Annotated in this window: 20 protein-coding genes; 12 read left to right on the top strand and 8 right to left on the bottom strand. The window is 69.7% G+C overall.

The genetic code is table 11. From position 1 onward, the window contains the following. Positions 1–42 precede the first annotated feature (42 nt). Both ABT171_RS01195 and ABT171_RS01190 read right to left on the bottom strand, forming a co-directional pair. Positions 43–231: a DUF397 domain-containing protein gene (locus tag ABT171_RS01195; protein WP_351238428.1), complete on the bottom strand. Its 189-nt coding sequence runs from the start codon at positions 229–231 to the stop codon at positions 43–45. A gap of 2 nt (positions 232–233) precedes the next feature. Then, a complete protein-coding gene (locus tag ABT171_RS01190; protein ID WP_351238426.1) occupies positions 234–1,085 on the bottom strand; it encodes a helix-turn-helix domain-containing protein in 852 nt (283 codons plus the stop codon). A gap of 191 nt (positions 1,086–1,276) precedes the next feature. Here ABT171_RS01190 and ABT171_RS01185 point away from each other — a divergent pair, with 191 nt between their 5' ends. The 3 genes from ABT171_RS01185 to ABT171_RS01175 all read left to right on the top strand — a co-directional run bounded on the left by ABT171_RS01185 (position 1,277) and on the right by ABT171_RS01175 (position 3,386). Next, positions 1,277–1,693 carry an ATP-binding protein gene (locus tag ABT171_RS01185; RefSeq protein WP_351238424.1) on the top strand — a complete coding sequence of 139 codons (417 nt, stop codon included), beginning with the start codon at positions 1,277–1,279 and terminating at the stop codon, positions 1,691–1,693. A 32-nt stretch (positions 1,694–1,725) separates the two neighbouring features. Then, positions 1,726–2,658 (top strand): RpnC/YadD family protein, encoded by a 933-nt coding sequence (locus ABT171_RS01180; protein ID WP_351238422.1) that lies wholly within the window; start codon positions 1,726–1,728, stop codon positions 2,656–2,658. 458 nt (positions 2,659–3,116) lie between these two features. Further along, complete coding sequence (locus tag ABT171_RS01175; protein ID WP_503072613.1) at positions 3,117–3,386, top strand: hypothetical protein; 270 nt, start codon at positions 3,117–3,119, stop codon at positions 3,384–3,386. A 132-nt stretch (positions 3,387–3,518) separates the two neighbouring features. Here the strand turns inward: ABT171_RS01175 and ABT171_RS01170 are convergent, their stop codons facing one another. From ABT171_RS01170 to ABT171_RS01150, 5 genes are all read right to left on the bottom strand, one after another. Then, positions 3,519–4,577: an ABC transporter ATP-binding protein gene (locus tag ABT171_RS01170; RefSeq protein WP_351238420.1), complete on the bottom strand. Its 1,059-nt coding sequence runs from the start codon at positions 4,575–4,577 to the stop codon at positions 3,519–3,521. A 25-nt stretch (positions 4,578–4,602) separates the two neighbouring features. After that, the gene (locus ABT171_RS01165) at positions 4,603–5,628 is read right to left on the bottom strand and encodes an ABC transporter ATP-binding protein (RefSeq protein ID WP_351238418.1); all 1,026 of its coding nucleotides are present in this window, start codon (positions 5,626–5,628) and stop codon (positions 4,603–4,605) included. Between the two features lie 9 nt (positions 5,629–5,637). After that, positions 5,638–6,618, bottom strand: a complete 981-nt coding sequence (locus ABT171_RS01160) for an ABC transporter permease (protein ID WP_351238416.1) — start codon at positions 6,616–6,618, stop codon at positions 5,638–5,640. Between the two features lie 82 nt (positions 6,619–6,700). Further along, the gene (locus ABT171_RS01155; protein ID WP_351238414.1) at positions 6,701–8,482 is read right to left on the bottom strand and encodes an ABC transporter substrate-binding protein; all 1,782 of its coding nucleotides are present in this window, start codon (positions 8,480–8,482) and stop codon (positions 6,701–6,703) included. A 73-nt stretch (positions 8,483–8,555) separates the two neighbouring features. Beyond that, entirely contained in the window at positions 8,556–9,584 is a 1,029-nt protein-coding gene (locus ABT171_RS01150) for an ABC transporter permease (protein WP_351238412.1), read from the bottom strand. Between the two features lie 510 nt (positions 9,585–10,094). Between ABT171_RS01150 and ABT171_RS01145 the strand changes: the two genes are divergently transcribed. The 5 genes from ABT171_RS01145 to ABT171_RS01125 all read left to right on the top strand — a co-directional run bounded on the left by ABT171_RS01145 (position 10,095) and on the right by ABT171_RS01125 (position 15,812). Continuing rightward, positions 10,095–11,714, top strand: a complete 1,620-nt coding sequence (locus ABT171_RS01145; RefSeq protein ID WP_351238410.1) for a peptide ABC transporter substrate-binding protein — start codon at positions 10,095–10,097, stop codon at positions 11,712–11,714. A 5-nt stretch (positions 11,715–11,719) separates the two neighbouring features. Continuing rightward, complete coding sequence (locus tag ABT171_RS01140) at positions 11,720–12,640, top strand: ABC transporter permease (protein WP_351238407.1); 921 nt, start codon at positions 11,720–11,722, stop codon at positions 12,638–12,640. After that, positions 12,633–13,598 carry an ABC transporter permease gene (locus ABT171_RS01135; RefSeq protein ID WP_351238405.1) on the top strand — a complete coding sequence of 322 codons (966 nt, stop codon included), beginning with the start codon at positions 12,633–12,635 and terminating at the stop codon, positions 13,596–13,598. Before ABT171_RS01140 ends, ABT171_RS01135 begins: the two co-directional genes overlap by 8 nt. A gap of 185 nt (positions 13,599–13,783) precedes the next feature. After that, entirely contained in the window at positions 13,784–14,767 is a 984-nt protein-coding gene (locus tag ABT171_RS01130) for an ABC transporter ATP-binding protein (RefSeq protein WP_351238403.1), read from the top strand. Further along, positions 14,751–15,812, top strand: coding sequence for an ABC transporter ATP-binding protein (locus ABT171_RS01125; protein WP_351238401.1), 1,062 nt, complete (start codon positions 14,751–14,753; stop codon positions 15,810–15,812). The genes ABT171_RS01130 and ABT171_RS01125 overlap by 17 nt, the downstream gene beginning before the upstream one ends. A 116-nt stretch (positions 15,813–15,928) precedes the next feature. Here the strand turns inward: ABT171_RS01125 and ABT171_RS01120 are convergent, their stop codons facing one another. Further along, positions 15,929–18,067, bottom strand: a complete 2,139-nt coding sequence (locus ABT171_RS01120) for a S9 family peptidase (RefSeq protein ID WP_351238399.1) — start codon at positions 18,065–18,067, stop codon at positions 15,929–15,931. 164 nt (positions 18,068–18,231) lie between these two features. Here ABT171_RS01120 and ABT171_RS01115 point away from each other — a divergent pair, with 164 nt between their 5' ends. The 4 genes from ABT171_RS01115 to ABT171_RS01100 all read left to right on the top strand — a co-directional run bounded on the left by ABT171_RS01115 (position 18,232) and on the right by ABT171_RS01100 (position 22,425). After that, complete coding sequence (locus ABT171_RS01115) at positions 18,232–18,426, top strand: hypothetical protein (protein WP_351238397.1); 195 nt, start codon at positions 18,232–18,234, stop codon at positions 18,424–18,426. Between the two features lie 93 nt (positions 18,427–18,519). After that, entirely contained in the window at positions 18,520–19,380 is an 861-nt protein-coding gene (gene mshB / locus ABT171_RS01110; protein ID WP_351238395.1) for an N-acetyl-1-D-myo-inositol-2-amino-2-deoxy-alpha-D-glucopyranoside deacetylase, read from the top strand. Next, entirely contained in the window at positions 19,377–19,793 is a 417-nt protein-coding gene (locus tag ABT171_RS01105; protein ID WP_351238393.1) for a DUF6113 family protein, read from the top strand. The genes mshB and ABT171_RS01105 overlap by 4 nt, the downstream gene beginning before the upstream one ends. Before the next feature lie 190 nt (positions 19,794–19,983). Then, positions 19,984–22,425, top strand: coding sequence for a hypothetical protein (locus ABT171_RS01100; protein WP_351238391.1), 2,442 nt, complete (start codon positions 19,984–19,986; stop codon positions 22,423–22,425). Positions 22,426–22,473 lie beyond the last annotated feature (48 nt).

Below are 22,473 nucleotides of genomic sequence, written 5' to 3'. Positions count from 1 at the left end.
CTGAACGGCGCGTCAGTTTCCGGTGCAGTTCTTGAGCAACTCTCAGCTTCGCTGCTTCAGGGCATTGATGAACGAGGCGAAGGTGGTGGGTGGGAAGGTGAGGGTGGCTCTTGCGGGGGTCTTTGAGTCGCGGATGGCTATGTGGGTGTGCAGGTGCGCGACTTCGACGCAGGCGTCGCCCTGGCCGCCACCGGAGAAGGAGGACTTCCGCCAGGTGTCCGGGGTCAGCATGCTCACAGCTCCTTCGACAGCCGGTGGATGAAGTCACGCGAACGGTCGGGGTCGAGTGACACTGCCTCTACCCTACGGAAGAGCGTTCGATATCGGTTGAGCTGGGCTTCGGCATCGATGAAGACCGGGCCGTTGGGTCCGTCACGGACAACAGTGTCCAGCTTGGGGACGGGGCCGCCCGCGTACACCATCGCGCTTCCCGCGCCGCCGAAGTCGTCCAGGTCGAAGGGGATGACGCGTACGGTGACGTGGTCGGCTTCGGAGAGTTCCAGGACGCGGATGAGCTGAGCCTGTGCTGTGGATCGGTCGCCGACCCTGATGCGCAGGGCGCCCTCGTGGATGACCGCCTCGTACGGCACCGGGTCCGGGCGCTCGATGATGACCCTGCGCTTCATTCGGTGTTCAACCCACTGCTCGACATCGTTCGGCAGAAACTCCGGATTGACGTACGAGAAGAGGGACCGGGCGTAATCCTCTGTCTGCAGGAGGCCGGGGATGTGGAGGAACTCCACGTCCCAGCGGAAGCGGGCGTGATGCTCCAGCTCGGGCAGGTCCATGAACGGCGTGGCTAGCTGACCCCGGTACTCCTCCCACCAGCCCTGGGTTCGATCGGTGGCGATCGCGACCAAGCCGTCGATGAACCCACCATCTGCGCAAGCGTAGTTGGCAGCCATGCGGCGTAGACGCTGCTCGCTCACTCCCGAGGTGCCGGCCTCGATCTGGCTGATCTGCACGGCGTTCACGCCGAGCAGCGCCGCTGCCTCACGGGAACTGAGGCCCGCGGCCTCGCGAAGTCTGCGCATCTCGACGGCCAGCCGCATCTGACGCGCGGTGGGCTCGCGCTTGGTCCCCATCGGCCGCTCCTTGGTCCAACGTGCCGGGCTCCGCTACTCGTTGGGGGTCAGATTACGGGATCGACTTGCCTGCCCTTAATTCTAACGTCTACCGTCAGTGACGCGACGCACACGCAGCGGAAGTGCACCGCGTGGACGCGGCGTTGCCACCCTGCGTGAAATCCCCTTCACCTCAATGGAGTTGATGACGCATGCCCGACAACGAAACCTGGGACTACACGCTCTACATCCCGAACGACCTCAGAGCGGTGACCGTCTGCCGCCGCACCCTGCGCCTGATCCTCACCCTGCACGGTCTGATCGGACTGGTGGACACGGCGGAGCTGCTGGCGACGGAGCTGGTCTCCAACGCCGTACGGCACACCAAGGGGCCGGCGGCGCTGAGGATCCGCCGCAGCCCGGAGGGGGTGGTGTGGATCGGGGCGTGGGACACCGACCCGGCGCCGCCGGATCCGCCGCGCCCGCTGGAGCAGATGGCCGGCCTGGAACTGGAGGACGGGCGGGGGCTGGCGTTGGTGAAGGCCTGCTCGGACTACTGGGGCTGGCAGCCGACGGCCCGGTTCGGGGACCGGGGGAAGTACGTGTGGTGCGAACTTGCGGCGGCGTAGCTCGTTGATCAGCGCGATGGAAAGGAGAGCTGATGGTCGGCTCGTCGCATGAGGCGCTGCACCGGATCTTCCAGAAGGATCCGGCGCTGCTGACGAAGGCGTTACAGAAGGTTCTGCACGTGCCGTTCCCCGAACCGAGGGAGATCGCCGCACTGAACATCGACCTCACCGAGATCGAACCGGTCGAGCGCCGCGTGGACACCCTGCTGCGGGCGGAGACGGACGAGGGCACGTATCTGCTGGTGGTGGAGTCACAGGGGAAGGTGGACGAGCGCAAGCGGGGCAGCTGGCCGTACTACCTGTCCTATCTGTACGAGAAGTACCGCTGCGAGCCGGTGCTCATCGTCATCACCCAGAGCAGCGCTACGGCCAGGTGGGCGTCCCGCCCGATCCGCCTCGGCTTCAGGGACTGGCACTCGCTGACGGTACGTCCGCTGGTGCTGGGTCCGGACAACGTGCCGGTGATCGCGGACGAGCGGCAGGCCGAGCGGGACGTACCCCTTGCGGTGCTCTCGGCCATGACACACGGGCGTGGCCCGCAGGCTCCGGCCATACTGGAATCCCTGGCCGCCGCCCTGCGGACCATTGACCCCGACAGCGCCGCAGTCTTCGTGCAGTTCGTCGACTCCTGCCTGGCCGATCCCCAGGCGAAGCAGATGTGGAGGGATCTGATGACGGCGATCCAGTACTTCTGGCGACACCCGCTGGCCGAACAGGTACGCGAGGAGGGCCGGGAACAAGGTCTGGAACAAGGTCTGGAGCAAGGTCTGGAGCAAGGTCTGGAGCAGGGGCGTATTCAGGATCGTCAGGAGATGACGCTCCGCATCCTGGAGTGGCGTGGCATCCCGGTGCCCGATGTCGTCCGGGAGCGGGTGATGGCCTGCGCGGACCTGGGTCAGCTGGAGGAGTGGGCCCAGCGGGCCGTACACGCCGCCGAGGCGGGGGAGCTGTTCGCCAGGGAGTGAGCAGGTGGCCGTTGGGCCGCTCGCTTCTGGGTCAGTGTCGGGCTTCCGCGAGGTGCGTCAAGGGCGCTTCCGTTCCGCTGCGCTCCACTCCCGCGTCGCCTTCGGCGATGGCCCTGCGGGCCACCCTTGACCCACCTCGCTCCAGCCCGGGGAAGAAGCGAGCGAGCGGCCCGGAAGAGCGGTGGCCCTGACCGGTACCGGTCCCTTGGGCCGGCTGCGTGTGTGGCGTCGGCCAGGGTGCGCGGTCGCGCCTCGCAGGGACGCCGGCTGAGTTCAGCGGCTGCGGGGATGGGGGTGGGGGCTGGGGCGCGGGCGTGGCGCGCCTCGGCCCCGAGGGTCCACAGCAGGGGGCGATTGGCAGTTTTGGGCCACGGGGCGGAGTCGGTGGGGGTGGGGCGGGGATGGGTGGGCCTGGTGGCGTGGACCAAATCTGCCAATCGTTCTCGTGGAGGGATCTGATGACGGCGATTCAGTACTTCTGGCGACACCCGCTGGCCGAACAGGTGCGGGAGGAGGGCCGGGAACAAGGTCTGGAGCAAGGTCTGGAGCAGGGGCGTATTCAGGATCGTCAGGAGATGACGCTCCGCATCCTGGAGTGGCGTGGCATCCCGGTGCCCGATGTCGTCCGGGAGCGGGTGATGGCCTGCGCGGACCTGGGTCGGCTGGAGGAGTGGGCCCGGCGAGCCGTACACGCCACCGAAGCGACGGAGCTGTTCGACGGGAAGTGAGCAGGGTGCGCCGAAGGCCCGCGTCCGGGGAGACGCGGGCCTTCGTTCCCTGGAAGCGGACGTTCATGGGCTCGGGTCAAGGGGCCGGTGAAGTCCGTTCCGCAAGGGGCGGCTGACGGAGAAAGGGGTGTGTCAGGCCGCCGCCTCGGGGTCCTTGGAGAGGCTGTCCTTGGAGGTGCGGGGGGCCGGGATCGTCTCCGTCGTCTCCGGGTAGTGGCAGGCCGTCAGGTGGCCGGGCTTGTTGCCGTCGGCCTGGACCAGCGGCGGTGCCTCGGTCGCGCACTTCTCCGTCGCCTTCCAGCAGCGGGTGCGGAAGCGGCAGCCGGAGGGCGGGTTGATCGGGGACGGGACGTCGCCGACCAGGCGGATGCGCTCGCGCGGCTCCGTGTCCACCGTCGCCTCGGGTACGGCGGACAGCAGGGCCCGGGTGTACGGGTGGCGCGGGTTGCCGTACAGGTCGTCGCGGTCGGCGATCTCCACGATCTTGCCGAGGTACATCACCGCCACGCGCTGCGAGAAGTGCCGGACGATCGCGAGGTCGTGGGCGATGAAGACGAACGCGATGCCCAGTTCCTTCTGGACCTTCTGGAGCAGGTTGACGACCTGTGCCTGGATGGAGACGTCGAGGGCCGAGACGGGCTCGTCCGCCACGATCAGCTTCGGCTCCAGGGCCAGCGCGCGGGCCACGCCGATGCGCTGGCGCTGGCCGCCGGAGAACTCGTGCGGGAAGCGGTTGTAGTGCTCGGGGTTGAGGCCGACGATCTCCAGGAGTTCACGGACGCGCTTCTCGCGGCCGCCGGCCGGGTTGACGTCGTTGATCTCCATCGGACCCGAGATGATCTTGCCGACCGTCTGCCGCGGGTTCAGCGAGGCGTACGGGTCCTGGAAGATCATCTGGATCTCGGAGCGGATCGGGGCGAGCTTCCTGCGGTCCGCGTGCGTGATGTCCTGCCCGCGGTAGGTGATCGTGCCGCCGGTCGGTTCCAGGAGGCGGGTGATCAGCCGGCCCGTGGTCGACTTGCCGCAGCCCGACTCGCCGACCAGGCCCAGGCTCTCGCCCTCGGCCACCTGGAAGTCCAGGCCGTCGACCGCCTGCACGGCGCCGACCGTACGGCGGATCGGGAAGCCGCCCTTGATCGGGAAGTGCTTGGTGAGCCCGGAGACGTCCAGGAGGGGGTTCGTGTTGCTCATGGTGTGAAGTCCCGTCTGGTGTCCGTCAGTTGTGCCGGGTTGCGGCGAAGTCGGCGAAGAGGTCCCGCTTCTGGTCGGCGGTGAGGTGGCAGGCGGAGCCGCGGCCCTCGGTCACCTCCAGCGTCGGGCGCTCGGTCGAGCACAGACCGCCCGCGACCTTCTCGGGGAACGCGCAGCGCGGGTGGAAGCGGCAGCCGGAGGGCGGGTTGAGCAGCGAGGGCGGGGAGCCGGGGATGGGGGTGAGCGGCACGTCGACCGGCCCGTCCAGGCTCGGCATCGAGTTCAGCAGGCCGAGGGTGTAGGGGTGGTCCGGGGTGCTCAGCACCTGCTTCTTGGTGCCGCGCTCCACGCACCGGCCGCCGTACATCACCAGCACGTCGTCCGCGATGTCGGCGATCACGCCCAGGTCGTGCGTGATGAAGATGATCGCCGTGCCGAACTCCTGCTGGAGGTCCTTGAGCAGGTCCATGATCTGGGCCTGGACCGTCACGTCGAGGGCCGTGGTCGGCTCGTCGGCGATGAGCAGCTCGGGGTCGCAGACCAGGGCCATGGCGATCATCGCGCGCTGGCGCATACCGCCGGAGAACTGGTGCGGGTAGTCGTCCACGCGGGTGTCGGGCTGGGGGATGCCGACCCGGCGGAGCATCTCGATCGCACGGTCCCGCGCTTCCTTCTTGGAGGCGCCGGTGTGCTTGCGGTACGTCTCGGCGATCTGCGCGCCGATGGTGTGGTACGGCGAGAGCGAGGCCAGCGCGTCCTGGAAGATCATGGACATCTTGTTGCCGCGCAGCTTCTCCAGCTCGGACTCGGAGGCGCTGATCAGCTCCTTGCCGTCGAGCAGGATCTCGCCGTCCAGCGTGGTGTTCCGCGGGTCGTGCAGGCCCAGGATCGCCATGTTGGTGACGGACTTGCCGGAGCCGGACTCACCGACGATGCCGAGGGTCTTGCCCTTCTCCAGGTCGAAGGAGAGCCCGTCGACGGCCTTGACGACGCCGTCCTCGGTCGAGAAGTGGACCCGCAGGTCGCGCAGGGAGAGGAAGGGGGTGCTCATGATCTCTCCTTAGGCGAGGCGCACGCGCGGGTCGACGAGTGCGTACACGGCGTCGACGATGATGTTGGAAACGACGATCGCGGCGGCGGCGACGAGGACGACGCCGAGCAGCACCGGAAGGTCGTTGGTGCCGACCGCCTTCACCGAGAGGGCGCCGATGCCCTGGAGGCTGAAGGTCCACTCGGTGATGATCGCGCCGCCGAGCAGCTGGCCGAGGTCGAGGCCGAAGATGGTGATGATCGGGCCCATCGCGCCGCGCCAGGCGAAGCGGAAGAACACCGACCGGCGGGAGAGGCCCTTGGCGCGGGCCGTACGGACGTAGTCCTCGCTGAGCGACTCGACCAGCTGGGAGCGCGTCATACGGGTGTAGTTGGCGGTGAAGATCAGCGACAGCACCAGCCACGGCACCAGCAGACCGCTGAACCACTTGCCCGGGTCGTCGGTGAACGGCGTGTAGCTGGCGCGGTCCATCAGGTGCAACTGGTCCACGAGGAGGTACGTGGCGAGGACACCGACGACGAAGATCTGCATCGAGGACGCGACCAGCGAGGCCGAGCTCGCGATCTTGTCGAGGGCCTTGCCCTGCTTCACCGCGGCCAGCATGCCCGTGCCGACACCGAAGATCAGGAAGACCACGGAGCTGCCGATGGCCAGGGAGAGCGTGGTCGGGAAGCGGTCCTCGATGGTGGCCATGACCGGCTCGCGGTTCTGGAACGAGTAGCCGAGGCACGGCGCGTCGCAGCGCCCGTACGAGGTGTAGTCACGCCCCACGAACAGGCCCTTGAGCCAGTCCCAGTACTGCACGGGGAGCGAGTGGTCGATCCCCAGGTTCTTCTTCACCAGGGCCAGGGTCTCGGGTGTGCAGACCTTGCCGCACGCGATGCGGGCGGGGTCGCGCGGAGCGGCGTAGAACAGGACGAACACCAGGGCGCTGATGATCAGCAGGATCACAGCGGCGCCGAGGGTCCGGCGGATGAGGAAGCGGAGCATGGCAGTTGGGTTTTCCTGACGGATGCCGTAGGGGGTGGAGAGGGCGGGGCGGCACCGGGGCCGCCCCGCCGGGGGTCGTACGTCAGGCCTTCACGAAGGTCTTGTACAGCAGGGTCGAGGCGAACTGCGGGTCCATCTGGGCGCCGCCGACCTTCGAGCCGTGCAGGTAGTAGCGGCGCTGGAAGGTCTCCGGAATGATCGGCGCGACCTCCTGCATGATCCGCTTGTCCAGCGCGGCCCAGGCCTTGCCCGCCTCCTGCTGGTCGGCGATCACCGCGTTCTTCTTGATGCCCTCGTTGATCCAGCTGATGTTGGTCTGCGAGATGTTGTTCTGGCCGTTGCCGATGGCGGCACCGTCGAACAGCGGCTGGATCACGGTGTAGGCGGTCGGCCAGTCCGGGGACCAGCCGAACCACATCACGTCGTAGCTGTTGTCGATCTGCTGGATCTGGTCGTAGTACGTGGTCTGGTCGATCGGCTTCATGACCGGCTCGAAGCCGGCCGCCTTCAGCGCGTTCTCGATGACGACCTTGGTCTTCATGTAGGTCGGGTCGTTCGGGAACGCGTAGACGACCTTCATGCCCAGCTTGCCGGCCTCCTTCAGGAGCGCCTTGGACTTCTCCGGGTCGCCCTGCGGCTTGGCGGTCTTGCCGTAGAGGTCGTACTTCTCGTACCCGATGAGGTCCGGGCTCATGATCGAGGTCGCGAAGTCACCGGCGGTGGGGCCGCCGTAGATCTGCCGGATCTGCTGCAGCGGCCAGGCGTGGTTCAGGGCCTGGCGGACCTTGAGGTCGGTGACGCGCTTGGTGTTGATCGCGTAGTAGTACAGACCGGTGAGGAGGCCGTTGAAGGTACGCGCCTTCAGCTGCGGGTCGGTGAGCACCTTCTGGATGCGCTCGGCCGGGACTTCCTTGTAGATCGACACCGCCTGCTTGTCGTTGCCCTGGTCCGCGATGAAGCGGTCGGTGGACTCCAGGATCGTGATGCCGAAGGAGAACTCGAAGCTGTCCGGGTAGGCGTTGCGGATCGAGTCGGTCGCCGGGTCCCAGTGCGGGTTGCGGACCAGGACCATCGACTTGTCGGTCGTGTGCGCCTTGATCTTGTACGGACCGCAGGCGGCCGGCCGCTTGTCGTACTTCTCCTTGGTGTCCAGCTTCGGCGAGGTGGCGGCGTACGAGTGCATGCCGAGCGTGAAGTTGAAGTCCGGCTTGGGCTCGGCCAGGTGGAAGGTGATCGTGCGCTTCGCCTTGTCGGTGACGATCGAGTCGAGGTGCTTGCCCTTGTACGGACCCTCGTAGGCGTCACGCCACTTGGCGCCCTTGCCGGTCAGCGCCATCTGGACGTAGGTGGCGGACTCGGTGATGAACGGGGCCCACAGGCGCTCGATGCCGTGGCGCACGTCCTCGACGGTCAGCTCGCTGCCGTCCTCCCACTTCAGACCCTCCTTCAGCGTGAAGGTCCAGGTCTTGTTGTCCTTGGAAGGGGTGCCGGTGTCGGTGGCGAGGTCGCCGACCAGCGTCTGGTGACCCTGGGCGTCGGTCTTGTAGCCGGTCAGGCAGCGGTGCATGAGCAGCGCGGCCGAGGAGTTGTACGCGTAGTAGATGCGCTGCGGGTCCAGGTGCGAGAAGTCCTGCGGCGACAGGCCGTAGATCGTGCCGCCCTTCTTCGCGCCGGGGATCTCCGGGGCCGGGCCGGTCGAGTCGGCCTTGGTGCCGATGGCGACCTTGGCGGCCGTGTAGGAGGTGGCACCGTCGGTCGGGTTGTTGCCGCCACCCCCGCCGCCGCTGCTGCACGCGGACAGCAGCGTCGAGCCTGCGGCCGCGACAGAGGTGGCGATGACGAAGTTTCTGCGGGAGAGAGACATGGCTGACCCGTTCGTAGTGGAGGAAAAGAGGTGCTTCGCCTGGCCGGGCCCCGTCGCCCGGCCGGGGCGGAACTCAGCGCTTGGTCTTCGGGTCCAGGGCGTCGCGGACCGAGTCGCCGAGGAGGTTGAAGGCGACGACGAAGATCACCATGGCCACGCCCGGGAAGAGCATGAAGGTGATGTCGTCCTGGTACACCTTGGCGCCGTTCTGGATCATCACGCCCCAGTCGGGGGTGGGGTCCGAGAGGCCGACGCCGAGGAAGGCGAGGGCCGCCTCCGTGGTGACGTAGGTCGGCAGGAGCAGCGTCGCCTGGATGAGGATCGGCGTCCACAGGTTGGGCAGCAGTTCCTTGAAGATGATCCGGGCCGGGGAGGCGCCGGTGACCTTGGCCGCCTCGACGAACTCGCGCTCGCGCAGGGCGAGTACCTCGCCGCGCAGCAGACGCGCGATGGAGGCCCAGCCGAAGGCCGTCATCACGAGGATGAGGCTGGTGACGGTCAGCCAGACCGGCGTGTTGTCCGTCGGCGCGACGAAGATCGCGATGACCACCGGCCAGAAGGCGATGAAGAACAGGGTCTGCGGGAACGCCAGCAGGATGTCGATCACGCGGCCGACGAAGTAGTCCGTCTTGCCGCCCAGGTAGCCGGCGGTGATGCCGATGACGACGCCCATCAGGACTGTCAGCAGGGCGGCGGCCGTGGCGATCAGCAGCGAGTTGCGGATGCCGTACAGCAGGAAGGTGAAGACGTCCCGCCCGAGCTGCGGCTCGATGCCGAACCAGAAGTCGGAGCTGATGCCGCCGTTGGGCTTGATCGGGTAGTTGAACTGGTTGAGCAGGCCCGGGATGTTCATGCCGTACGTGGTGTACGGGTCCTTGCCGTACAGCTTGGCGATCAGCGGCGCGGCGATGCCCACGACGAAGAAGAGGATCACCACGAAGGCGGATATGACGCCCGAACGGTCCCGCTTGAAGCGGGTCCAGGCCAGCCGTCCCGGGGAGCGGCTCTCGGTGCCCTTCGGGTTGCCGGGCTTCGCCGATGTGGCGCTGTCTTCTTTGGTCACCTCTAGAGGGGCGGCCGACGAAGGGGTTGGGGGGGTCATGATGCTCCGTGCCCTGTGGTCAAGCTCCGCAGGGCGCTCCCCTACGGGCTACGCCGGACTTTTTCAACGCAATTCATTCAAGGTCAATAAATTCTCGGTCGCCTTGGTTGCGTCTTTACGTTCTTTACTCGGGCTTGACTCTTCCGTAGCTACGCGGGTAGTACGTCGTAATCAATCCGTGCTTCACATCGGACTAACTGGACGAATCAGGCAATGAGTTCGATATGCGGACGGTGACGTGTCGAAATGCGTACATCGGCACGTCGCAATCCAACGTTTCGGCAACGTTGCACAGAGATCTGTTGCGCGGTCCGCGCAAGATCGTCCGCGCTCGCCCAGGTGGCTGTCTGCATTCGGATGACGTGTCCCCCTAAAGGCCTCTCAATCCGGCGACGCACATGCGATAAGCGCCGGATGCGCCGATATTGGCCGGTATCGGATCTGATGGCGCCCGGTGGTGGATCGGATGGCGACCGGTGTCGGATCGGTGAGCGCGGAGGGAGGCACTGGATGCGTCGGGTCACGCGCGTCAGGTGGGCCGGCTGCGCGCTCGCCGCGGGGCTGATGGCCACCGCCTGCGGGGGCGGCGCCGGGTTCGGCGGTCCCGGCGTGCTGACCTCCTCCTGGGGCGACCCGCAGAACCCGCTGGAGCCCGCCAACACCAACGAGGTGCAGGGCGGCAAGGTCCTCGACATGATCTTCCGGGGCCTGAAGAAGTACGACCCGAGGACCGGCAAGGCCCAGAACATGCTCGCCGAGCGCATCGACACCCCGGACTCGCGGCACTTCACCGTCACCGTCAAGAAGGGCTGGACGTTCAGCAACGGCGAACCGGTCACCGCCCGGTCCTTCGTGGACGCCTGGAACTACGGGGCGAGCCTGCGCAACAACCAGAAGAACGCGTACTTCTTCGGCTACATCGAGGGCTACGACAAGGTCCACCCCGACACCGGCACGCAGACCGCCGACACCCTGTCCGGGCTCAGGGTCACCGGCCCCAGGACCTTCACCGTCACCCTCCACCAGAAGTTCTCCAGCTTCCCCGACACCCTCGGCTACGCGGCCTACGCCCCCCTCCCGCGCGCCTTCTTCACCGACCACGCGGCCTGGGTGAGCAAGCCGGTCGGCAACGGGCCCTACCAGATCGAGTCGTACACCAAGGGCTCCGCGATGAACCTGAAGAAGTGGGACGCCTACCCCGGCCCGGACCCGGCCCGGAACGTCGGGGTGACCCTGCTGGTGTACACCGACAGCGGCACCGCGTACACCGACGTGCTGGCCGGCAACCTCGACCTGGTCGACGACGTGCCGGCCAGCCAGCTCAAGAACGTCGAGACCGACCTGAACGGCCGCTACATCAACACCCCGGCCGGCATCCTGCAGACCCTGGCCTTCCCCTACTACGACCCGAAGTGGAACACCGGTGGCGCACGGAAGGTCCGCACGGGCCTGTCCATGGCGATCAACCGCAAACAGATCACCGGGACCATCTTCCGGAACACCCGCACCCCGGCCACCGACTGGACCTCCCCGGTACTCGGCGCGGCCGGCGGCTACAAGCCCGGGCTGTGCGGCCACGCCTGCGACTACGACCCCGCGCAGGCCCGGAAGCTCATCCAGGAGGGCGGCGGGATCCCCGGCGGCCGGCTGACGATCACCTACAACGCGGACACCGGCTCGCACCGGCAGTGGGTGGACGCCGTGTGCAACTCCATCAACAACGCCCTCGGCAACGACAGGGCCTGCGTCGGCAACCCGATCGGCACCTTCGCCGACTACCGCAACCAGACCACCCACCAGAAGATGACCGGCCCCTTCCGGGCCGGCTGGCAGATGGACTACCCGTTGATCCAGAACTTCCTGCAGCCGCTGTACTACACGGGCGCCTCCTCCAACGACGGCAAGTGGTCCGACAGGCGGTTCGACCGGCTCGTCGACCGGGCCAACGCCGAGACCGACCGGGCGGCGGCCGTCAGGCTCTTCCAGCAGGCCGAGGAGGTCGTCCGGGACAACATGGCGGCCATCCCGCTCTGGTACCAGAACGGCAGCGCCGGCTACACCTCCCGGCTCTCCCACGTGGCACTCAACCCGTTCAGCGTGCCGGTCTACAACGAGATCAAGGTCGGCTGATCCCCGTGGGGCGCTATGTCGCGAGACGGCTGCTCCAGATGATCCCGGTGTTCATCGGGTCGACGCTGCTGATCTTCCTGATGGTGAACGTGATGGGCGACCCCATCGCCGGCCTGTGCGGGGAGCGGACCTGCGACCCGGCGACGGCCGCCCAGCTGAAACGGGAGTTCGGCTTGGACAAGCCGCTGTGGCAGCAGTACGCGACCTACATGGGCAACGTCCTGACCGGTGACTTCGGCACCGCCTTCAACGGCCAGAAGGTCACCGAGCTGATGGGAGCGGCGTTCCCCGTCACCATCCGGCTCACGGTCGTCGCGATCCTCTTCGAGATCGTGGTGGGCGTGACGCTGGGCGTGCTGACGGGCATGCGGCGCGGCCGGCCCGTCGACACCGGGGTGCTGCTGGCCACCCTGGTGGTGATCTCCGTCCCCACCTTCGTCACCGGTCTGCTGCTGCAGCTGCTGCTCGGCATCCGATGGCAGTGGATCAGCCCGTCCGTGCGCTACGGCAGCTACGACGAGCTGATCCTGCCCGGCCTCGTCCTCGCCTCCGTCTCCCTCGCCTATGTCACCCGGCTGACCCGCACCGCCATCGCCGAGAACAAGCGGTCCGACTACGTCCGTACGGCCATCGCCAAGGGCCTGCCCCGGCGCCGGGTGATCGTCCGGCACCTGCTGCGCAACTCCCTGATCCCCGTGGTCACCTTCATCGGTGCCGACATCGGCGCGCTGATGGGCGGAGCGATCGCCACCGAGCGGATCTTCAACATCCATGGCGTCGGCTTCCAGCTCTACCAGGGCATCCTGCGCCAGAACACCCAGACGGTGGTCGGTTTCGTGACGGTCCTCGTGCTGGTCTTCCTGGTCGCCAACCTCCTCGTCGACCTCCTGTACGCCGTACTCGACCCGAGGATCCGCTATGCCTGAGCAGCCGTACGAGCCCGAGGGCGCGATCGCCGGGACCGGCATGGGCGGGGCGATGGACCTGGGCGCGAGCGAGGCGGCCACGCTGGAGCGGACGCCGGGCGGCCCGGAGGGCAGGCCGCGTTCGCTGTGGTCCGACGCCTGGCGGGACCTGCGCGGCAACCCGGTGTTCCTGATCTCCGCCCTGGTCATCGTCTTCCTGGTCTTCATCTCCCTCTGGCCCTCGGCGATCGCCTCCGGCAGCCCCCTGAAGTGCGACCTCGCCAGGGCCCAGGACGGCCCGGGGCCGGGCGCGCCCTTCGGCTACGACGGCCAGGGCTGCAACGTCTACACGCGCACGGTGTACGGCGCCCGTACGTCCGTCACGGTGGGCGTGCTGGCGACCCTCGGCGTGGCCGTCGTCGGCGCGGTACTGGGCGCCCTCGCGGGCTATTTCGGCGGCGTCTGGGACTCGGTCCTGTCCCGGATCACCGACATCTTCTTCGCGATCCCGGTGGTCCTGGGCGGTCTCGTCCTGCTCTCGGTGGTGACCAGCAACACGGTCTGGCCGGTGATCGGCTTCATGGTCCTGCTGGGCTGGCCGCAGATCAGCCGCATCGCCCGCGGCTCGGTCATCACCGCCAAACAGAACGACTACGTCCAGGCCGCCCGCGCCCTCGGCGCCTCCGACTCCCGCATCCTGCTGCGCCACATCGCCCCGAACGCCGTGGCCCCGGTGATCGTGGTGGCGACCATCGCCCTCGGCACCTACATCGCGCTGGAGGCCACCTTGTCGTACCTCGGCGTGGGCCTGAAGCCGCCCAGCGTCTCCTGGGGCATCGACATCTCCAACGCCTCCCCGTACATCCGCAACGCCCCCCACGCCCTCCTGTGGCCCTCGGGCGCCCTGGCCATCACGGTCCTGGCCTTCATCATGCTCGGCGACGCCATCCGCGACGCCCTCGATCCGAAGCTGAGGTGATGGTGGGGTGTTGCGATGCCGCGATCCGCGGGTGGGCCCGGCCGCCGGGGGCGGGGTGGGAGGCATGGGTGGCGGCGCGGGTGCGCTGTGGCCCTCGGGCGCATGGGCGATCACCGTGTCCGTCCTCGTCATGCTCGGCGACGCCATCCGCGACGCCCTCGATCCGAAGCTGAGGTGATGGTGGGGTGTTGCTCGAAGTGCGGGGGCTGTGCGTGGAGTTCCGGACGCGGGACGGGGTGGCGCATGCCGTCAACGGGGTGAGTTACGAGGTCGGTGCGGGGGAGACGCTGGCCGTGCTCGGGGAGTCCGGGTCGGGCAAGTCCGTCACCGCGCAGGCCGTCATGGGGATCCTCGACATGCCGCCGGGCAGGATCACCGGGGGCGAGATCCTGTTCCAGGGGCGGGATCTGCTGAAGCTGAAGGAAGAGGAGCGGCGCAGGATCCGGGGCGCCGGAATGGCGATGATCTTCCAGGACGCCCTGTCGGCCCTCAACCCCGTCCTCTCCGTGGGGGACCAGCTCGGCGAGATGTTCGTCGTGCACCGAGGGATGTCGAGGAAGGACGCGCGCGGCAAGGCCGTCGAGCTGATGGAGCGGGTGCGCATCCCGGCCGCCGCCCAGCGGGTGCGGGACTATCCCCACCAGTTCTCCGGCGGTATGCGCCAGCGCATCATGATCGCCATGGCGCTGGCCCTGGAACCGGCGCTCGTCATCGCCGACGAACCCACCACCGCCCTGGACGTCACCGTGCAGGCCCAGGTCATGGACCTGCTCGCCGAGCTGCAGCGCGAGTACCGCATGGGGCTCATCCTCATCACCCACGACCTGGGCGTCGTGGCCGACGTCGCCGACCGGATCGCCGTGATGTACGCCGGGAAGATCGTCGAGTCGGCGCCGGTGCACGGCATCTACAAGGCACCCGCCCACCCCTACACCCGCGGCCTGCTGGACTCCGTCCCCCGCCTGGACCAGAAGGGACAGGAGCTGTACGCCATCAAGGGCCTGCCGCCGAACCTGACGGACATCCCGCCCGGCTGCTCCTTCCACCCGCGCTGCCCGATGGCGAGGGACGTCTGCCGCACCGACGAACCCCCGCTGTACGAGGTCTCCGGCGTACGCGGCAGCGCCTGCCACTTCTGGAGGGAGTGCCTGCATGGCCGCGCCCACTGAGCCGATCCTCGAGGTGACCGGACTGGTCAAGCACTACCCGCTCACCCGGGGCGTCCTGTTCAGGAAGCAGGTCGGCGCGGTGAAGGCCGTCGACGGCGTCGACTTCACCCTCGGCAGGGGGGAGACCCTCGGCATCGTCGGGGAGTCGGGCTGCGGCAAGTCGACGGTCGCGAAGATGCTCTGCCATCTCGAACGTCCCACGGCCGGCTCCATCAGGTTCAAGGGCGAGGACATCACCCGGCTGTCCGGCAAGGCCCTCAAGGCGGTCCGCCGCAACATCCAGATGGTCTTCCAGGACCCGTACACCTCCCTCAACCCCCGTATGACGGTCGGGGACATCGTCGGGGAGCCGTACGACATCCACCCCGAGGCCGCGCCCAAGGGGGACCGCCGCCGCCGGGTCCAGGAGCTGCTGGACGTGGTCGGCCTCAACCCGGAGTACGTCAACCGCTACCCGCACCAGTTCTCCGGCGGCCAGCGCCAGCGCATCGGCATCGCACGTGGGTTGGCCCTGCGCCCGGAGGTGATCGTCGCCGACGAGCCGGTGTCCGCCCTCGACGTCTCGGTCCAGGCCCAGGTGATCAACCTCCTGGACCGCCTCCAGTCGGAGTTCGACCTCTCCTATGTCTTCATCGCGCACGACCTGTCCGTCGTCCGGCACATCTCCGACCGGGTGGCCGTGATGTACCTCGGGCGGATCGTGGAGACCGGCGGGAACGCCGAGATCTACGACCATCCCACGCACCCCTACACCCAGGCGCTGCTCTCGGCGGTCCCGGTCCCGGACCCCGAGGCGCGCGAACACCGTGAGCGGATCATCCTGACCGGCGATGTGCCGTCCCCGACGAACATCCCCTCCGGCTGCCGCTTCCGCACCCGCTGCTGGAAGGCGCAGGAACGCTGTGCCCGGGAGGTCCCCGCCCTCGCGGTACCGGCCGCCTTCCGCGGCACGTCCGGCCCCGCGGCCCACGCCTCGGCCTGCCACTTCGCGGAGGAGCGGCAGGTGGTACCGGCGGAGGGCGAGTACGGCAACGGGCCGGGGTGACATGGCGCACCCCGGCCCGTTCACGGCACCCGCACGGCCGTACGCCGATCAGCCTCGCGCGTGCGTATATCGGTGCGGCTTCCGTGAAGTTGCCTGCATGTTAACGCAGTTGGCGGTCATTTTCCCGGCTGGGGCAGTGCCCGCCGGAGGAAGTCCAGCTGCAGCCGCAGCAGGTTCTCGGCGACGGTCTCCTGCGGGGTCATGTGCGTCACCCCGGACAGCGGCAGCACCTCGTGCGGGCGGCCCGCGGCGAGCAGGGCGGAGGACAGCCGCAGGGAGTGGGCGACGACCACGTTGTCGTCCGCGAGGCCATGGATGATCATCATCGGGCGGTGCGGCTCGGCCGGGTCGACCAGCCCCGCGTCGTCGACCAGCGAGTTGCGGCGGTAGGCCTCCGGCTGCTCGCCCGGGTCGCCGAGGTAGCGCTCCTGGTAGTGGGTGTCGTACAGGCGCAGATCGGTGACCGGGGCGCCGACGACGGCCGCGTGGAAGACGTCCGGGCGGCGCAGCACCGCCAGCGCCGCGAGATAGCCGCCGAAGGACCAGCCGCGGATCGCCACCCGGCCCAGGTCCAGCGGGAAGTCCCCGGCGAGCGCGTGCAGCGCGTCCACCTGGTCCTGGAGCACGACGGCCGCCAGCTCGTCCCGGACCGCCTTCTCCCAGGCCGGCGAGTGCCCCGGAGTGCCGCGCCCGTCGGCCACGATCACCGCGAAGCCCTGGTCGGCGAACCACTGCGAGGTCAGGTGGGGGTTGTGCGCGGCGAGCACCCGCTGGCCGTGCGGGCCGCCGTAGGGGTCCATCAGGACGGGCAGGGGCGTGTCACCGTGGTAGTCCCGCGGCATAAGCACGGCGCACGGGATTCGGCGTGCGCCCCCCTGGGTGAGCGTCACCCGCGGGGACAAACCGGGATCTTCGGCGTACGACCGGACAGTCGCCGCCGGTTTTCCGTCACACAGCACCTGGACACGGGTGCCCGGCCTGTCCAGGCTCGCCGACACGAGGACGGTCACGCCCCCGGCGCGCACCGCCGAGTGCACGCCGGGCTCCTGCGACACGCGCTCCACGCCCAGCTCGTTCACCCGGTACACATGGACTTCGCCGATCTCGGGCGCCTCCGCCTCCGTGCCCGCCGAGGCGGAAACGAGCACGTCGTCGGAGCCCACGTCCAGCACCGCGCGCATGTGCAACTGGCCGCTGGTCAAAGGGCGTTCGCCGACCGTCAGCACCCGTGCGCCGCCCTCGTCCGCGATCCGGACAAGCTGCCCGGAGGGGCTCCAGCAGGGCACTCCGGCGAACAGTTCAAGCCAACTTGGATCTTCGTCCGCGTGCACCATGCGCGTCGCCCCGGTGTCCGGGTCCACCGCCAGGAACAGCTGGCTGCGCTGGTCCCGCGCCTGCACCAGCACCAGCGGCGCACCCGCCGCTGACCAGTGCACACGGGCCAGATACGGGTAGCGGTCCCGGTCCCACGCCACCTCCGCGCGCTCCCCGTCGAGCCCGAGCACGAACAGCCGCACATCCGCGTTCGGCGTGCCGGCGGCCGGGTACGCGACGTCGTGCGGCGCACGCTCCGGATGGGCCGGATCCGCGATCCACCACCGCCGCACCGGCGTGTCGTCCACGCGCGCCACAAGCAGCCGGCGCCCGTCCGGCGCCCACCAGAAACCGCGCGAACGCCCCATCTCCTCGGCCGCGACGAACTCCGCGAGCCCGTAGGCGACCTGCCCCGGTCCCTCCGCGGGCTCCGGCTCGGCGAGCGCCCGGTCGTCCTCGCCCTCGGCACCCACGACCCGCAGCGCACCCTGCGCGACATAGGCGATGTGCCTGCCGTCGGGGGAGGGCCGCGGGTCGATCACCGGTCCCGGCACCCGGAGTTCACGCGTCGTGCCGGCCCGCAGCTCGGCCGTGAAAAGCCGCCCCGACAAGGCGAAAGACGCCAACTCCACCGCGGCGTCGGTGGCATAGCCGACGATGCCCGCACCCCCCTCCCGGCTGCGCTCCCGGCGCGCCCGCTCCTCGGGCGGGAGCTCCTCGGACGCGCCGCCGAGAAGCGGGCCCGGATCGGCCGCCAGGCGCTCTCCGCCCCCCGGAAGGTCCATGACCCAGAGGGAGTTGGCCCGGTCGGTGCCGGAGCCGGAGCGCAGGAACGCGACACGCGAACCGTCGGGCGCCACGGTGAAGGCGCGCGGCGCGCCGAGCGTGAACCGCTGGGTCCGGGCGTGCCGACGGGGGAAGGAGTCAGGCTCGGTCGTCATACCCCGACCATATTGGCCATGCGCCCCCTTGTGCGGCCGTGCGCCGAGCGATGCGCGAGCACTCATAGTTATGATCACTACCGCTGTGTGGGTATGAACCTGCTGGCGTCTGCATGGATTTGCTCAACTGATCTAGATCTGGCGATCTTTGGAGGTGAGCCGCCGTGGCACTCTCGATTTCGGCGGTGGTGCTGCTGGCGATCATCGTCTTCTTGTTGATCAAGAAGTCAGGGCTCAAGGGCGGGCATGCCATCGTGTGCATGCTGCTCGGCTTCTACCTCGCCTCGTCCACCGTCGCTCCGACGATCAGCCAGCTGACGACCAACGTCGCCAGCATGATCGGCAGCATCAAGTTCTGAGCATCCGCCCCTCACGGTCCTCCGCCGGACGGGACCGGCCCGGCGAACGGCCTGCCGCGGTGCACGGGCGGGCCCGCCTCGTAGGGTGGTCCCATGACGGAACTGCCAGCCCGGCGTCTGCTGCTGGTGCACGCGCACCCGGACGACGAGTCGATCAACAACGGCGCGACCATGGCCAGGTACGCGGCCGAGGGCGCCCATGTGACCCTGGTCACCTGCACCCTCGGGGAGCGGGGCGAGGTCATCCCGCCCGAGCTGCGGCATCTGACCGGCCCCGCGCTGGGCGCGCACCGGCGCGGTGAGCTGGCCGCCGCCGTGCGCGAGCTGGGGGTGACGGACGCCAGGCTGCTCGGCGGGGCCGGGCGGTACGGGGACTCCGGCATGATGGGCGTCCCGGACAACGAGGACCCCGGGTGCTTCTGGCAGGCCGATGTGGACCAGGCCGCCGGGCACCTCGCCGAGGTGATCCTGGAGGTCCGCCCCCAGGTCCTCGTCACCTACGACGACCACGGCGGGTACGGCCACCCCGACCACATCCAGGCCCACCGCGTCGCCATGCGCGCCGTCGACCTCGCCGCCGGGCGCGGCCACCGGATCGCCAAGGTCTACTGGAACCGCGTCCCGCGCTCCGTCGCCGAGGCAGCCTTCGCCCGCCTCCAGGACGAGCTGTCCGTACTGCCGTTCGACAAGAGCGCGTCCCTGGAGGACGTACCCGGCGTGGTCGACGACGAGCGGATCACCACCGCCGTCGACGGCACCGCCCACGCCGCCGCCAAGGCCGCCGCGATGCGCGCCCACGCCACCCAGATCGACGTGGCCGAGCCGTACTTCGCGCTCTCCAACGCACTGGCCCAGCCGCTGTTCACCACCGAGTACTACGAGCTGGTGCACGGCACGGCGCAGCCCGGGGAAACCGACCTGTTCGCCGGACTCGACCTGGAGGAGACATCATGAGCGACCCGGGACAGGGCCCGCTGCTCGCCCAGCCGCTGCGACCGCCCTCCGCCGGACGGGCCGCCGCCCATGCCGGCCTCTTCCTCCTCGGCGCCCTCACCGGTGTCGCCGGCACCCTCGTCCAGGCCGCCTGGTTCCCCGGCGGACTGCTGCTCGCCCTCGCGGGCGCGGCCGGGCTCTTCCTCGGCGGGGCGTACGCCACCGGCGGCCGGGGCGGTGCGGTCGCACCGGTGGTGGGCTGGATCGTCGCCGTCATCCTGCTCACCACCTCGCGCCCCGAAGGCGACTTCCTGTTCAGCGCGGGAGGCGGCTCCTACCTCTTCCTGCTCGGCGGCATGGCCCTCGCTGTGATCTGCGCCACCGTTGGTGCCGGGCGGCAGCCTCGCGGCGGCGCCGCCCGACTTGGCAAGTGACGTACCACTTCGCCGTGCGGTGCACGTGCGAGTCCGGTGTGGGTTTCCTCAGCGGTCATGGGATACGCGCCAGAGGTGGCCAGTATGGTGGTGCGCGCCGCCGAGCCTCCCCCGCTCCCGGCTTCTTCGAGCGGGGGGACCCCCATCGTGAGGTCGTGTCGGGCGGTGGAGCCAACTGGGAGAACCTGCCTTGAGTCGTGAAACTGACACTCCGTCCTCCGGGCCCAACGGGCGCGGCGGAGCCGCATACCCCTCCGGCACGCCGCCGTACGGGACCCCCATGGCTTCCGGCGACGGTGCGGACGCGGGCCGTTCGGGCACGCGGCCGGAGGAGAAGAAGACCGAGACCACGCTGACGACCCGGATCCGCATCAACATTCCCGGATCCCGGCCCATCCCGCCGGTCGTCGTGCGCAAGCCCGTCGGGGACGCCGACGGCGCCGGGGACGAGACGCCCGCCGACACGCGGCCCGCTGCCGACCGGACCGCCACCGGCGCCGGAACCGGCACCGCCGAACCCGCTGCCGAGCCCGCGCCCCAGGCCGGGGAGAAGACCAGCGACTGGTTCGCGCCCCGCAAGTCCGGCGCCGGCAAGGGCGGTCCGGCCGGCGGCGGCACGAACGGGGCCGGAAGCCCCGGCGGTTCCACCCCCGCCTCCGGCGGGTCGGGCACCCGTTCGGGTGGTCCGGGTGCATCGGGTGCGGCCGGTACCACCGGAGCACGCCCCGGCGGCGGGCGTCCCGGCGGTGTGGTCGGCTCCATGAGCGTCCCGGGCGGCTCCCGCTCCGGCGGCACGAACGGCAAGGGCCTGCCCGGCGCCACCGGCGGCCCCGTCGCCCCCGGACACGGCGGCGGCACCGGCTCCTTCGACGTGACCGAGGCACTGGCCGCCGGCCCGCTGGGCGGCGGCTCCCGCGCGGGCGCGGCCGGCGGCGAGTCGCGCCGCGACGACCTGCCCTACTTCTCGGAGAACGGCGGCGGCCAGGACACCTTCGGCGCCACGGGCGCGACCGGTGCGGGCGGCGCGAGCGGCGCCGGCGGCCACGACGGCCTCGGCGGTACGGCGGGCGCGAACGGCCCCGGCGGGCCCGGCGGTGCCAGCGGCTTCAACGGCCCGCGTGGCCAGGGCGGTCCCGGCGGCCCGCAGGGCCCAGCCGGCCCCACCAGCGGCCCGGTCACCGGCGACGGCCCCTTCGCCCGGCCGGCCGGCGGCCGGGACGGCGGTGAACCCTTCGGCGACGGTCCGCGTCCCGGCGGTTCGCCCGGCACGGGAGGCGGCTACGGCGGCCCCGGCGACCGGAGCACCCAGGCCCCCCGCAGCGCCCTCGCCGACCTGGCCGACCTCGAAGGCCCCACGGGCCCTGGCGCCCTGCGCGGTCCGAACCCCGGCCCCGGCGGCTCCTCCGGTCCCGGCCAGACCGGCGGCCCCTCCGGTCTCGGTCCGGGCGGTGGGCTCAGCGACGACACCGCGATCCTCACCCCGCAGAAGCCGGCCCCCGAACCGGGCACGCCCGGCTACCGCCCCGCCGACAACGTCTCCGGACACACCGTCACCAGCGGCATCCCGGTCATCCCCGACGGGGGCACCTCCCCGTTCGGCGGCGCCCGGTCCGACGGCCCGGCCGCGCAGGCCCCGGCCAAGCCGCAGTCGTCCAGCGCGCCCAAGGCGCAGGCCAAGCCGAAGAAGAAGGGCCGCAGCAAGCTGGTGCTGCTCGGCGCCGGCGTGGTCGTCGTCGCGGGCGGTGCCTACGGCGCCGGACTGCTGATGAACCACACCGACGTCCCCAAGGGCACCACGGTCCTCGGCGTGGACATCGGCGGCGGCACCCGTGACGACGCCGTCAAGAAGCTCGACGACGCCTTCGGCCACCGGGTGAACAAGCCGCTGAAGCTCTCCGTCGGCGGCCACACGGTCAGCATCACCCCGCAGAACGCCGGTCTCCAGTTCGACTTCCAGGCCACCGTGAGCAAGGCCGCGACCAGCGACTACAACCCGGTCCACGTCATCGGCTCGCTCTTCGGGCAGAAGCGGGTGATCGACCCGGAGATGCCCGTGGACCAGGAGAAGCTGCAGGCGGCTCTGGAACAGACCGGCGGCGGCTCCGGCTCGGTCACCGAGGGCGGCATCGACTTCAAGCCCGGCAAGGCCGTCGCCGTCTACGGGAAGGCGGGCCAGGCCATCGACGCGGCCCAGTCGACCCAGGCGGTCGAACAGGCCTACCGCACCATGGTCGAGACGGACACGGCGGCCCCGGTCACCGTACCGACGGCCACCAAGCAGCCGACGGTGTCCAAGGCCGAGGTCGACCGCGAGCTGAAGGAGTTCGCGGAGCCGGCGATGTCGGGCAACGTGACCGTGTCGGCGGGCGCCGGGCACGTGGTCCTGATGAGCCCGGAGAAATCCCTCTGGAAGTTCCTCAGGGTGGTGCCCACGGCGGACGGCAAGCTGGTCGACAAGCCCGACCTCAACGCCCTGAGGCAGTTGTACGGCAAGGCCTTCGACGGCGTACTCATCACCCGCGGCACCAACAAGAAGACCCCCGTCACCCCGCAGGACGTCTACGTCGCCCTCCGCCAGGCCCTGATCAGCAAGACCAACCGGGTCGCGGTCATCCAGACGAACCCCAGCTAGCCCGGCCGTACAGGGGGCGCCCAGCGACACCGGGCGCCCCCTTCGGCA

Source organism: Streptomyces sp. NPDC001851 (assembly GCF_040297165.1).
Classification (GTDB): Bacteria; Actinomycetota; Actinomycetes; order Streptomycetales; family Streptomycetaceae; genus Streptomyces.
Note: the sequence above shows the minus strand (reverse complement) of the source record. Positions and strands in the feature narration are given on the sequence as shown.

What these genes read in the sequence shown, in the direction of transcription:
- ABT171_RS01195 (WP_351238428.1), bottom strand. Translation starts at nt 231, where the DNA reads ATGCTGACCCCGGACACCTGGCGGAAGTCCTCCTTCTCCGGTGGCGGC.
- ABT171_RS01190 (WP_351238426.1), bottom strand. Translation starts at nt 1,085, where the DNA reads ATGGGGACCAAGCGCGAGCCCACCGCGCGTCAGATGCGGCTGGCCGTC.
- ABT171_RS01185 (WP_351238424.1), top strand. Translation starts at nt 1,277, where the DNA reads ATGCCCGACAACGAAACCTGGGACTACACGCTCTACATCCCGAACGAC.
- ABT171_RS01180 (WP_351238422.1), top strand. Translation starts at nt 1,726, where the DNA reads ATGGTCGGCTCGTCGCATGAGGCGCTGCACCGGATCTTCCAGAAGGAT.
- ABT171_RS01175 (WP_503072613.1), top strand. Translation starts at nt 3,117, where the DNA reads ATGACGGCGATTCAGTACTTCTGGCGACACCCGCTGGCCGAACAGGTG.
- ABT171_RS01170 (WP_351238420.1), bottom strand. Translation starts at nt 4,577, where the DNA reads ATGAGCAACACGAACCCCCTCCTGGACGTCTCCGGGCTCACCAAGCAC.
- ABT171_RS01165 (WP_351238418.1), bottom strand. Translation starts at nt 5,628, where the DNA reads ATGAGCACCCCCTTCCTCTCCCTGCGCGACCTGCGGGTCCACTTCTCG.
- ABT171_RS01160 (WP_351238416.1), bottom strand. Translation starts at nt 6,618, where the DNA reads ATGCTCCGCTTCCTCATCCGCCGGACCCTCGGCGCCGCTGTGATCCTG.
- ABT171_RS01155 (WP_351238414.1), bottom strand. Translation starts at nt 8,482, where the DNA reads ATGTCTCTCTCCCGCAGAAACTTCGTCATCGCCACCTCTGTCGCGGCC.
- ABT171_RS01150 (WP_351238412.1), bottom strand. Translation starts at nt 9,584, where the DNA reads ATGACCCCCCCAACCCCTTCGTCGGCCGCCCCTCTAGAGGTGACCAAA.
- ABT171_RS01145 (WP_351238410.1), top strand. Translation starts at nt 10,095, where the DNA reads ATGCGTCGGGTCACGCGCGTCAGGTGGGCCGGCTGCGCGCTCGCCGCG.
- ABT171_RS01135 (WP_351238405.1), top strand. Translation starts at nt 12,633, where the DNA reads ATGCCTGAGCAGCCGTACGAGCCCGAGGGCGCGATCGCCGGGACCGGC.
- ABT171_RS01125 (WP_351238401.1), top strand. Translation starts at nt 14,751, where the DNA reads ATGGCCGCGCCCACTGAGCCGATCCTCGAGGTGACCGGACTGGTCAAG.
- ABT171_RS01120 (WP_351238399.1), bottom strand. Translation starts at nt 18,067, where the DNA reads ATGACGACCGAGCCTGACTCCTTCCCCCGTCGGCACGCCCGGACCCAG.
- mshB (WP_351238395.1), top strand. Translation starts at nt 18,520, where the DNA reads ATGACGGAACTGCCAGCCCGGCGTCTGCTGCTGGTGCACGCGCACCCG.
- ABT171_RS01105 (WP_351238393.1), top strand. Translation starts at nt 19,377, where the DNA reads ATGAGCGACCCGGGACAGGGCCCGCTGCTCGCCCAGCCGCTGCGACCG.